The organism is Pseudomonas sp. GV085 (assembly GCF_003050925.1).
GTDB lineage: Bacteria > Pseudomonadota > Gammaproteobacteria > Pseudomonadales > Pseudomonadaceae > Aquipseudomonas.
The window spans coordinates 667420-679830 of record NZ_QAOV01000001.1 but is presented as its reverse complement, the minus strand read 5'-3'; the positions used below and the strand labels follow the sequence as shown (position 1 = coordinate 679830).

General features: G+C 59.7%; 9 protein-coding genes. 2 read left to right on the top strand and 7 right to left on the bottom strand.

Translation table 11 applies throughout. The features are described from left to right. Positions 1–3 precede the first annotated feature (3 nt). Both rne and C8K63_RS03165 read left to right on the top strand, forming a co-directional pair. A complete protein-coding gene (gene rne / locus C8K63_RS03170) occupies positions 4–3183 on the top strand; it encodes a ribonuclease E (RefSeq protein ID WP_108215349.1) in 3180 nt (1059 codons plus the stop codon). A gap of 307 nt (positions 3184–3490) precedes the next feature. Beyond that, positions 3491–4378 carry a LysR family transcriptional regulator gene (locus C8K63_RS03165; RefSeq protein WP_108215348.1) on the top strand — a complete coding sequence of 296 codons (888 nt, stop codon included), beginning with the start codon at positions 3491–3493 and terminating at the stop codon, positions 4376–4378. Between the two features lie 15 nt (positions 4379–4393). Here the strand turns inward: C8K63_RS03165 and C8K63_RS03160 are convergent, their stop codons facing one another. The 7 genes from C8K63_RS03160 to C8K63_RS03130 form a co-directional block, all read right to left on the bottom strand. After that, positions 4394–5290, bottom strand: coding sequence for a hypothetical protein (locus C8K63_RS03160; protein ID WP_108215347.1), 897 nt, complete (start codon positions 5288–5290; stop codon positions 4394–4396). Beyond that, the gene (locus C8K63_RS03155) at positions 5290–6207 is read right to left on the bottom strand and encodes a DMT family transporter (RefSeq protein WP_108215346.1); all 918 of its coding nucleotides are present in this window, start codon (positions 6205–6207) and stop codon (positions 5290–5292) included. Before C8K63_RS03155 ends, C8K63_RS03160 begins: the two co-directional genes overlap by 1 nt. 11 nt (positions 6208–6218) lie before the next feature. Then, positions 6219–7361, bottom strand: coding sequence for a hypothetical protein (locus C8K63_RS03150; protein ID WP_223530333.1), 1143 nt, complete (start codon positions 7359–7361; stop codon positions 6219–6221). Positions 7362–7776: 415 nt separating this feature from the next. Next, complete coding sequence (locus C8K63_RS03145; RefSeq protein ID WP_108215344.1) at positions 7777–8370, bottom strand: NTP transferase domain-containing protein; 594 nt, start codon at positions 8368–8370, stop codon at positions 7777–7779. Beyond that, a complete protein-coding gene (locus C8K63_RS03140; protein WP_108215343.1) occupies positions 8367–9350 on the bottom strand; it encodes an XdhC family protein in 984 nt (327 codons plus the stop codon). Before C8K63_RS03140 ends, C8K63_RS03145 begins: the two co-directional genes overlap by 4 nt. Next, a complete protein-coding gene (locus C8K63_RS03135) occupies positions 9350–11671 on the bottom strand; it encodes a xanthine dehydrogenase family protein molybdopterin-binding subunit (protein WP_108215342.1) in 2322 nt (773 codons plus the stop codon). Before C8K63_RS03135 ends, C8K63_RS03140 begins: the two co-directional genes overlap by 1 nt. Next, a complete protein-coding gene (locus C8K63_RS03130; protein WP_108215341.1) occupies positions 11668–12138 on the bottom strand; it encodes a (2Fe-2S)-binding protein in 471 nt (156 codons plus the stop codon). The genes C8K63_RS03135 and C8K63_RS03130 overlap by 4 nt, the downstream gene beginning before the upstream one ends. Positions 12139–12411 lie beyond the last annotated feature (273 nt).

Below are 12411 nucleotides of genomic sequence, written 5' to 3'. Positions count from 1 at the left end.
TACATGAAAAGAATGCTGATTAACGCAACTCAACCCGAAGAGTTGCGTGTTGCACTGGTAGATGGCCAGCGCCTCTACGACCTGGACATCGAATCCGGTGCACGCGAGCAGAAGAAGGCCAACATCTATAAAGGCCGGATTACTCGCATCGAACCAAGCCTCGAGGCTGCCTTTGTCGATTTCGGCTCTGAGCGCCACGGCTTCCTGCCCCTCAAAGAAATCTCCCGCGAATACTTCAAGAAAGCCCCGGAAGGTCGCGTCAACATCAAGGACGTCCTGAGCGAAGGCCAGGAAGTCATCGTTCAGGTCGAAAAAGAAGAGCGTGGCAACAAGGGCGCCGCCCTGACCACCTTCATCAGCCTGGCCGGTCGCTACCTGGTGCTGATGCCGAACAACCCGCGTGCCGGCGGTATTTCCCGTCGCATCGAAGGCGAAGAGCGCAATGAACTGCGTGAAGCGCTGAACGGTCTGGTTGCCCCGGCCGACATGGGTTTGATCGTGCGCACTGCCGGCCTGGGCCGCAGCAGCGAAGAAATGCAGTGGGACCTCGACTACCTGCTGCAACTCTGGACCGCCATCAAGGAAGCTTCGCTGGACCGCGCCGCGCCGTTCCTGATCTACCAGGAAAGCAACGTGATCATCCGCGCGATCCGCGACTACCTGCGCCAGGACATCGGCGAAGTGCTGATCGACAGCGTTGAAGCCCAGGACGAAGCCCTGACCTTCATCCGCCAGGTGATGCCGCAGTACGCCAGCAAGATCAAGCTGTACGAAGACAGCGTTCCGCTGTTCAACCGCTTCCAGATCGAAAGCCAGATCGAAACCGCTTTCCAGCGCGTCGTCGAACTGCCTTCCGGCGGTTCCATCGTCATCGACCCGACCGAAGCCCTGGTGTCCATCGACATCAACTCGGCGCGCGCCACCAAAGGCAGCGACATCGAAGAAACCGCCCTGCAAACCAACCTTGAAGCGGCCGAAGAAATCGCCCGTCAGTTGCGCCTGCGCGACATCGGCGGCCTGATCGTCATCGACTTCATCGACATGACCCCTGCCAAGAACCAGCGCGCCGTGGAAGAGAAAGTCCGCGAATGCCTGGAAGCCGACCGCGCTCGCGTGCAAGTCGGTCGCATCTCGCGCTTCGGCCTGCTGGAAATGTCCCGTCAACGCCTGCGTCCATCCCTGGGCGAAAGCAGCGGCATCGTCTGCCCGCGTTGCAACGGCACCGGCATCATCCGTGACGTTGAATCGCTGTCCCTGGCGATTCTGCGCCTGATCGAAGAAGAAGCCCTGAAAGACCGTACCGCCGAAGTTCGTGCACAAGTGCCGATCCCGGTGGCTGCGTTCCTGCTCAACGAAAAACGCAACTCGATCACCAAGATCGAACTGCGCACCCGCGCCCGCATCGTCATCCTGCCGAACGATCACCTCGAGACGCCGCACTTCGAAGTGCAGCGCCTGCGTGATGACAGCCCGGAAGCGGCCACCAACCAGTCCAGCTACGAAATCGCCGCTGCCGCTGCCGAAGTGGAAGAAGTCCAGCCAGCCGCTGCGACCCGCACCCTGGTTCGCCAGGAAGCAGCGGTCAAGACGGCGCCGGCCCGCGCCAACGCTCCGGTTCCGACCGAAGTTGCCGCACCGGCCCCTGCGCCGGTCGCCGTGCCAGAGCCAAGCCTGTTCAAAGGCCTGGTGAAGTCGCTGGTCAGCCTGTTCGCCACCAAGGAAGAGCCTGTCGCGCCGGTTGTGGTTGAAAAGCCTGCCGCCGAGCGTCCGGCCCGCAACGAAGAGCGTCGCAACGGTCGCCAGCAAAGCCGCAACCGCAACGTTCGCCGCGATGAAGATCGCAAGCCCCGCGAAGAACGTGCACCACGTGAAGAACGTGCACCGCGTGAAGAGCGCCAGCCACGCGAAGTTCGCGAGCCCCGTGAAGAAACTCCGGCAGTAGCCCGCGAAGAACGCGCACCACGCGCTCCTCGTGAAGAACGTGCACCGCGCGCTCCGCGCGAAGAGCGCAAGCCACGTGGCGAGCGCGAAGAACGCGTTCGTGAACTGCGCGAGCCTCTGGATGCCGCTCCGGCTGCTCCAGCTGCCGCTGTTACCGCTGAAGAGCGTCCGGCTCGCCAGCCACGTGAAGAACGCGCGCCACGCCCTCCGCGTGAAGAGCGTCAGCCGCGTGCCGAACAAGCTGCCGCAGCTGAAGCCGAAGAAGAACTGACCACCAACGAAGAGCAACTGCAGGAAGACGGTCTGGAAAGCGCCGAGGGCGATCGCCCACGTCGCCGCTCCCGTGGCCAGCGTCGTCGCAGCAACCGTCGCGAGCGTCAGCGTGACGCCAACGGCAACGTGATCGAAGGTTCGGAAGAGTCCGAGTCCGGCGAAAACGCCGAAGCACCAAGCGTTGCCGATCTGGCCGCCGGCCTGGCTGTTACCGCAGCCGTCGCCAGCAGCGTGATCAGCGCTCCAGCCGAAGCTGAAGCCAATGTGCAAGCCGAACGCGCCACTGCCTCGACCCTGGAAGCTCCGGTTGAAGCACCAGTCGTTGAAGCGACCACCCCGGTCGAATTCACTGCGTCACCGGAAATCGAAGTAGCACCAGCGCCTGAGGCACAGCCTGCCGTTGAAGCGGCTGCCGAGCCAGCGCCAGTGGTAGAAGCACCTGCCGTGGCTGCAGAAGCGGTTGTTGAGACTGTGACTGAAACCGTTCGCGAAGTGCGTGAAGAGCAAACGGCGTTCAACTGGGTGGCCGAGCCAGCCGTCGCTGAAACACCAGCGCCCGCTGCCGAGACCCAAGTGCCTGAAGCCATGGTTTCCGAGCTGGTGGTTGCCGCTGCAGAACCGGCTCCAGCGCCAGTCGTTGAAGCGCCAGTCGTTGCCGAAGCACCAGCTCCGGTAGTCGAAGCTGCTCCTGCCAGCGCCCTGACGCCAAGTGGCCGTGCTCCTAACGACCCGCGTGAAGTGCGTCGTCGCAAGCGTGAAGCCGAGCGTCTGCAGAAGGAAGCTGAACTGGCTGCCGCTGCGGCTCCGGTTGCAGCTGAAGTGGTTGAGGCAGCGCCTGCCCCGGCCGCTGAAGTGGCTGCCGAGCCGGTTGAGTCGGTGATCCACGAAGCGCCGCGCTCCGTTCAGGAAGCGGTAGAGCAACACGAGCAAGCCGAGGAAAAAGAACACGAGCCTAAACCTCTCGTCTGATTCCATCGGCCACTGAAAAGCCCCGCCTGGTGATCCCAGGCGGGGCTTTTTTTGCTTATATGTCCCGTCCTGAATAAGGTTTACACCTGCTTCAGGACTTGACAATAGAAACTGAAGCCTGTCGCTACTTGGCAACGGTTTATTGCCGAGGCGATTGCGTTCCTCGCTAAACACCCGCTTAAATATTTGTAAGCAAGTATTACGAAAGAGCTGTGCAACGTGCAGAATAGAGCGGTGCAGGGCTCGAAGTAGGTCCTGCCACGGCCTGAAAGCCTTCGGCCCGTTATGGAGCAAAGAGTGCGTGACTATGGAAATTGCTGAACTGGACGCTTTCAAAGCGATTGTTGACTACGGCAGCGTCACACAAGCAGCGATCAGGTTAAACCGCGCTCAATCCAGTATTTCCTTCCGCATCAAGACACTCGAATCACGGCTCGATACCAAGCTGTTCGAACGCTCCGGTCGCGGTATCACGATGACGGCGCCAGGCAAGGAGCTCTATGCCTACGCCTCACAAATCCTCGAACTGGTTGCTCGCGCTCAAGCCAGCCTGAGCCAGACAAAAACCGAATCACGGGTGCGTTTGGGTGTCATCGAAAACCTCACTATTACTCGCCAGAACCTGTTGCAAAGCATCGTTGCCAATCCCGACGGGCTGGCAGTGGATGTCAGCATTGGTAATACACAGTCGCTGCTCAAGGATCTTGAGGCCGGCAAGCTCGACGCAGTGATTGTCGGCGCAGGCTTTGCACCTTCGCACTATCGCCGGGTAACGCTGTTCAACGATCCACTGGCCTTGATCTACAGCGCAGCACACCCCGCCATCCAGGACCTGAAAGCGTTCAGTGGCCAAGTGTTCCTGGTCAACAGCCGGCGCAGCGCTTCGCAACGCAATCTCGACGAACTATTCATGATGGGCAATATCACCCCGGAAAAAATCATCGAGTGTGGCTCTTATCCGCTGTTGTTTTCTAATGTGATCAACGGCGTGGGTGTTGCCCTGGTGCCGTTGTCACTAGTCGATTCGTGCTGCCGCAGTGAACAGGTGCAAACGTATTTCCTGAGTGGTTCATATGCCTCACTGACCACCGAATTCGTGTTTTTCGATCACCCTGGCAAACCAGCCCCCAGAGCGCTGGCGCAATGGGTGCTGGACTTCGAAAAACCGGCCTGCTTACCGCTGACGGAAGGGTAACGGGCCGGGTCCCCGTCAGCAGTTACACGATTGCCGCACCACCTCGTCCTCGAAGAGGTTGGACAGTTGCAGTCCATCCTCCTGGCTGCTCGCCCGAATGACATCATCGTGCTGCAACTCGAAGGCATCCTTGTCGGTGCTTAATGAGGCACCGAGCAAAACATAGTGAACCGTACCGGGCTCGCAAAGCTCTTCATGCTGGAACAACAGGGCTTCGAGTTCACGTTTGGCAAACATCAACTGATCCAGCCCCAATAGCGACTGTTTGTCCCACACGGTTTCACCACGCCGAACAATCGAACTCCTCACCACTGAGTAGCGCGGTGGTTCTGCGATCACCAGCTCGTGGCACAACGCGGTATTGCGCAACTTGGAGAGACCGGCCAGCCCGGGTTGAGTGTGACGCAGCACCGGGTCAGAAAAATCCACTGCCAAGGTGTAACCGATATAGCGGGGGGTTCGGCAGTCGTCGATGAGGTACACACAGGCGTACTCGATCTCGATTCCCGAGCCACTGGCATGACACGGTGATTTGATCGCCCGGGAAGCGGCCACCAACCCTTTGCCATTGCCTTTGTAGTACCAGTCCGGCGAGGACCGCTGAGGCATGGGCAGACCATTGACCGAGCGATGCGTGTAACCAAAACCGCTCACCATGCACCCGGCATCCCGTACGGGCCGCAGCGGCACCTTAAAGGTCATCAATGAAAGCGCTTCAAGCGGCACCGCTACCAAGGCCAAATTGCTTTTGAAGTGCTCCCAGGATTGCTTGCTACGCACGTATCGCACAGCCAACGCCTGAGAACTTTCGGCATCTTCGACATGCCAGACCAAAGCTGTTGCCCCCTTGCCCTGCACAATCCCCACCCACCGCACACCGTGTCGGTCGACCGAATCGATGATTCTGTCCATCAAGCCGCCTCCGTGCGCAGTACCACCGGTGCCCGCCTTTTAATGGAACAGAGGATCACCCCAAATACGATCAGCACCAGACTGACCAGGTGATAGGCGTGCAGTTGCACGTCGAGGAACATAATACTGAATAGCCCACCGGACAGTGGCACCAAGTGAGTGAAGATTTCACCGCGGGTGGCACCGATTTCACCGATCCCTTTGCTCCAGAACAAGTACGACAGCCAGGACGGGAAGATCACCAGATACGCCAGGCCCAGCCACGGTGCAGCGCCCTGCCCCAGGTTGAACGTCAGATCAGGGTGCAACGCCCAAATACCCAGGCTGAACGGAATCAGACACAGCGCCCCCACCACCGCGCAATACGTCACGAACGCATTGCCGGCGATGGTTTTTGGCTTTGTTCGCAAAAAGGAGCAATAGACAGCCCAACTGGCAGCCGAGGCCATGGTCCAGAAATCGCCTTTGTTGAAGCCTTCCAGGAAGCTCAAATCGGACAGATGCCCCATCGTCACCAGCCAGAACACACCCACCGTACTGATGACCACCCCAAGCATGTTCGACCTGGAGATGAAATCACCGAAAACAAAACGGTTGAGGGCCAGTACCAGACACGGCGTGGCCGACAGGTAAATCGCCGCATTCAACGAACTGGTGTATTGCAAACCGATATATAAGGTCAGCGGAAATATAACTTGGCCACAGACCGCCAGCATAACCAGGGTCAACCATGACTTACGCGCGGCCGGCAAACTGGCGATGACGGCTTTATAGTTAATCAGCAGTAATAAAGCGCTGGTAATCAGCCATCGAAGTTGCGACAGCATCACCGGATCAACATCCACCACCATCAATTTTCCGACGACATAGTTACCGCCCCAGAACACGGCAGCGAGTGACAGTAATAAGTACGGCATTGACGCCTCCGTTAGATCTTCTTCATTAACATGAAAGAGGTACCGTCGAACTCGACTTCCCCTTGCAGATGAAACAAGTCTTGATACACAGACAGTTGCGCCTGCAACACATCAGTGATGGGCACCAACAACAGTGCCTGCGTCGCCAGCACCCGGGCCAGTTCATTGACATAGACTCGGCAAGGCTCGGCCTCGACAGGCGAACTGTTGGCGACTATCAGTGAGTAACCCAATCGACGGCGATAGTGAAAGTCGCCGGCCGAGGTGAATGGCAACCTCGAAAAATCCAGATCGGCGCGCAACCTGAGCTGCTTATGGCCGTAGTCCTGAGCCCACTGCAAGTGATGGGCAAACGGCTGCCGGGAACTGGAAATGACATCCAGGCTGTGCTGGCCGAACGCTTGAAGCTGAACGTTATCGGATGGGGCAATCAGCAATACGGACTTTTTGCCCGGCGTGTCGAGATACTTCGCCAGTGGCGCCGGCAATGTCGGCGTCTCGCGCTTCGGGCTGTCACGGTAGATCATCAACCAGTCCGAATTGATCGCGGCCCAATCGCTGACTTGCAGCGTCTGCTCGATCGACGGCTGGTAGGTTTCCATGAGGTGAGCCTTGAACGGCAGGTATTGCAGGACCTTTCCCTGATCGCCAACGATGGAATAGTCGCCGACCCAAGTATTGAGGAAGGAACGGATTCCGACAATGCTCGCCTTGCCCAGGTAATCGGCGTTCCAGCCCACAATCGCTTCACGCCCGACCCACGCGTAATCGCACAGTCGCACCGGTGGCAGGCGCGTCATCGCGACAGTCCGCGAGCCGATGGAGAGCCGGCCATACGGGTCATGGTCCTGACGCAGTAACTGGCTTCCCGGCGATAGCCAGACACCATCGCCTATATCGACATCGCCGCCGGCATTGACCGCAGCGTTACGACCAAAACGCACATACTGTCCAATCTTGATCGAAGGCAGCTCCTGCGCCGAGTGATCGAGTTGATGATCGGCATGGGGGTGGCTGAAATACGCACCGTTTTCAAAATGAGTGGGCGAAATCAGGTGTTCTCCGACCTGCTCCTTGACAATCAGCGGTGAGCCACTGGTATTGACCGAAAAGTGCTCCGGGGATAAACCGAAGTCGTCACCCAGTTCTTTCAACCGTTCTCCAAAAGTGACCCCGAACTTGATTTCGTCGCGATGACAACTAATTGCTTGCAACGCTTTTCTAAGTTGTCGAAGTGTTTTGACATAACGCGGAACAGGTTGAAAAACATCTGCAGAACTTAATGCCCGCTCCAAGGCTCCCAACTCCCGAATATCACTGTCCAGCTCCAAAGGACTGACACTGACCGACGCATCCATATAGTGCTTCATCATGTAGGCTCTTTTTTCTAATGAGTACTGACCGGATGTTCACCCCATCTGTGAACACCACACACCACATGATCGTATGTCGGATAGAACCCGCTGAATAACGAGTTTTATATCTGGCACCCATCGATAAATACGAATGGGCGAAAGGAAGAGCCGATTATTCCGAGGAAAGTGCGGAATGCAATTCCGCTGACAACCGTTATTGAAAAACCAGCGCCTCAGGCACATCCACATCCCACAACACCCCGGGATCCTCCACCGCCACCTCGACCACCCTCGCCTGGGCGAACAGCGACTTGGCGCCTTGATCACCGGTCAACGCCATCAATCCCGGACCGAAGCTTCGCCCGAACCCCACCGGATGCCCATATTGCCCCTCATGCACCGGCACGCTGATCGCAACCTCCGCAATGGCTGCGACGACCTGTTCAACGCTGGATGGCAGGATAAACGGCATATCCCCCAACATAATCAGCCAGCCACCAAGTTGCGAGCACGCCGCCACACCCGCCGCAATGCTGTCGCCCAGACCGGTCGACTCGATCCGCACAATCTCGCACCCATAGGCTTGAGCCATGCGCATCACTTGCGGGCGATCCGCCGTGGTCACCAGCACGCGCTTCTCAAGCGTGGCCGGCAGATTTACCAGCACCTGTTCGATCACCGAATGCACGGTGACGCCGTCACGACCGGTGCAGTCCACCAGCAGCTTGTCCTTATCGTCACCCGCCACCTGACGAAACCGGCTGCCCTGCCCCGCCGCCAGTACGATGACGCCAATGGACTCGCTCATACCCTCTCCTGCAAGACTTTCTTCTGCTTCAGTTCGACGCCGTTTTTGACCGCCACGATTTCCGCCATGAGCGACAAGGCAATTTCCGCTGGATTATGACTGCCAATGTGCAAGCCGACCGGACCATGCAAGCGGTCAATCGCCGGTTGCGACAAACCCAGTTGAGCCAGGTTTTCCCGGCGCTTCTGGCTGTTGACCCGCGACCCCAGCGCCCCGACGTAAAAAGCCCTGGAATCCAGGGCCGTGAGCAGCGCCATGTCGTCCAGGCGCGGATCATGGGTCAAGGCCACGATGGCTGTGCGCTCATCGGTCTGGATATTCAACACCGCCTCATCCGGCATGCCCGAAACGAATCGTCCGTGCTGCTCCTCCCAACCATAGACGAACTCGCTACGCGGATCGCAAATCAACACCTCGAAATCCAGCAACCGGGCCATTTCCGCCACATAACGTGACAGCTGCCCCGCGCCGATCAGCAGCAAGCGCCAGCGCGGGCCATAGATCGCCCGCAAGGTCTGTCCGTCGAACGTCAACACGTCAGCTTTACTGGCCGGCTGCAAAAGCACTTCGCCGGTGGCCAGGTTCAGTTCACGGGCAACGATTTCATGGGCCTCGCAACGGGCGAGCAATTGCTCGACCCAAGCCCCACCGTCGATACGCTCCTCGGTCAAGCGCAAGGTGCCACCGCAGGGCAAGCCGAAACGTGCGGCTTCCTCGCGGGTCACGCCGTAGGTGATCAACTGCACCGGCGGCCCGTCAAGCGCAAGGCGTCCGTCATGCAGCCGGGCGATCAAGTCATCTTCGACACACCCGCCCGAGACCGAACCGATCACCACGCCGTCTTCACGCAAGGCCAGCATGGCGCCAGGTGCCCGGGGCGCGGTGCCCCAGGTTTCGACCACGCTGTACAACACCACCCGCTGACCGGCACGATGCCATTGCAACACGCTGCGCAGGACGTTCAGATCGGCGCTGTCCATCAGGCTTCGGCCTTCTGCCAGCCCGACAGCTGATAACGAACCGGCAGGTTACGGATGCGTTTGCCAGTGGCCGCAAAGATCGCATTGCACAGCGCGGGCGCAATCGGTGGTACGCCCGGCTCACCGACACCGCCCAATGGCACGTCGCCCGGCGGCGTCACCAGATGCACGGCCACTTCTTTTGGCGCCAGGGACATGCGTGCCACTTCGTACATGTGGAAGTTATCCTGCTGGACCTTGCCGCCCTTGAAGCTGATTTCCCCCAGCACTGCATTACCCAGGCCCATGACGCAGGCGCCTTCGAACTGCGCGCGAATGCGCTCGGGGTTGACCTGCGGTCCGCAATCGACGGCGATGTCGGCCTTGTGCACCACCAGCGTGCCGTCGTCTTTGACCTCCACTTCGATCACCGCCGCCACATACGTCACGAAGCTGTAATGCACCGCCAGTCCCAGACCGCGGCCCTTGGGCAACTCGCGCCCCCAACCGGCAGCCTTGGCGGCGGTCTCCAGTACCGTGCGCAGGCGCGCGGTGTCGATCGGATAACGCTCAGGGGATTCGCCGTAGTTCCACTCTTCACTCAAGGTGCGCGGATCGATCTGACGGTCCGGACCGAGCAGTCTGATCTGGTACTTCAGCGGATCCTCCCCGGCCTTGTGCGCCAGCTCATCGACAAAACTCTGGATCGCGAAACCATGGGGAATGTTCGACACCGAGCGATACCAGCCGACGCGGGTGTGCACCGTTGCCTCGGGGTTCTCCAGGCGAATGTTGGGGATCGCATACGCCATGTTGGTGAATCCCATGCCCAGTTCGAACGCCGCCTCATGGTTCATGCCCGGCGCAAACAACGCGGTGATGCTCGGGGCCACCGTGCGGTGCAACCAGCCGGATGGCAGGCCATCCTTGTTCAGGCTGGCCTTGAGGTATTCGGCCGATACGGTGTGGAAGTAGGAACAATGGATGTCGTCTTCGCGGGTCCATTGCACCCGCACCGCTTTACCGGGGAACTCCTTGGCGAGGATGGCGGCTTCGATGATGAAGTCAGGCTTGGACTTGCGCCCGAACCCGCCCCCGAGCAAGGTCACGTTGAACGTGACCTTGTCGAACGGCAGGCCCAGGCGTTCACCGATCCGTTCCCGGGTGACCTGCGGCGCCTGGCTTGGCCCCCAGGCTTCGCAGGCACCGTCCGTGAACCGCGCAATGGCGACCATCGGTTCCATCGGCGACTGTGACAAATGCGGCAAGTAGTAGGAAGCTTCCAGGGTGCTGCCGACGCTGGCCATGGCCTTGTCGATGTTGCCGGTATTGCGCACCACCTTGCCGGGCTTGAGCGAGGCTGCTTCAAGTTCCTTGCGATAGGCGATCGAGTCGTAGCTGGCATTGGGGCCGTCGTCCCACTCGATTATCAGCGCCTCGCGGCCCTTGATCGCCGCCCAGGTATTGCTCGCCACCACGGCGATCCCGCCGAGTGGTTGAAATTCCGAAGGCAACGGACGGCTTTCGATCTGCACCACCTTGACCACACCGGGGACTTTCATCGCCGCGCTGCCATCGAAGCTTTTGACTTTGCCGCCATACACCGCAGGCCGTGCAATGGTGGCATACAGCATGCCGTCGAAATGCACGTCGGCGCCGTACACCGCCCGGCCGTTGACGATGTCCTCCCCATCGATGGCCTTGGTGCCTTCCTTGCCGATGTAACGGAACTGCGCGGGTTGCTTGAGTTTCAGGCTGTCGCGGGCCGGAACCGGCAAGGCGCCTGCGGCGGAGGCCAGGGCGCCATATCCGAGCTCGCGGCCGGACGGCTCATGGACGACCTTGTGCAGTTGCGCATGGCATTCACCGACCGGCACTTTCCATTGTGCGGCGGCGGCCTGTTCGAGCATGGTCCGCGCGGCGGCACCGCAGCGACGCATCGGCTCGTACCAGTGACGCATGCTGCGCGAGCCGTCGGTGTCCTGGTTGCCGAAGCGCACTTCATCGCCGGGGGCCTGCTGCACCTTGACCATCGCCCAGTCGGCTTCCAGTTCATCGGCCACCACCATGGTCAAGCTGGTGCGCACGCCCTGCCCCATCTCCGAGCGGTTGCAGATCACAGTCACCGTGCCATCGGCGGCGATGCTGACATACACCTTAGGGTCATCTACCCAGCCATGGGGCATGCCGTCGGCGCCGAATTTTTTTTCTTTCTCTTTGGCAAACGCATCCTGCAAGCCCCAGCTCGCGGCGACGACCAATACACCGGCAGCGCTGACGCCTTTGATAAAACCACGCCGACTGAGGTTGCTCAGGGCGAAATCATTCGGTAACCGGCTCATGCCTTGGCCTCCTTCAGGTGAGTGGAGGCCTGGCGGATCGCGGTCTTGATCCTGTTGTAGGTGCCGCAGCGGCAGATGTTGCCGACCATGGCTTCTTCGATCTGCTCGTCGCTCGGGTTCGGATTGGTCCTGAGCAACGCCGTCGCCGACATGATTTGCCCGCCCTGGCAGAAGCCACACTGGGCTACTGCCGTGTCGAGCCAGGCTTGCTGCACGACTTTGCCGATCGGGTCGGCGTGCAGGTTGTCGATGGTGCTGACATTCTGCCCGACCACTGAACCGATGGGCGTGATGCAACTGCGTGCCGGAGCCCCTTCGATATGAATGGTGCAGGCCCCGCACAGGCCCATGCCGCAGCCGAATTTGGTGCCGTTGTAACCGGCCACGTCGCGGATCGCCCAGAGCAGCGGCATGTCCTCGGTGACGTCGAGTTGATGGTCTTGACCATTGAGTTTCAGGGTAATCATGGGCACGCCCGCATAGTTCTTGAGTTATGGGGTCGAGCAATCTGCCGCTGGATTTCGGTGGGGCGCACGCAGATCGACTCAGGCTAATGGGCTCTCGTGTGCAGACGCAGACGTCTGCTCCGTAATGCTGTTCACTTAAGCGAATGTGATCCTCTGTAGGAGCGAGCTTGCTCGCGATGGTCGCAAGTACGACGCGTTAAATCAGAAAGCACGCATCATCGTTCACGACCATCGCGAGCAAGCTCGCTCCTACAGTTTCCTTAACTGAACAGC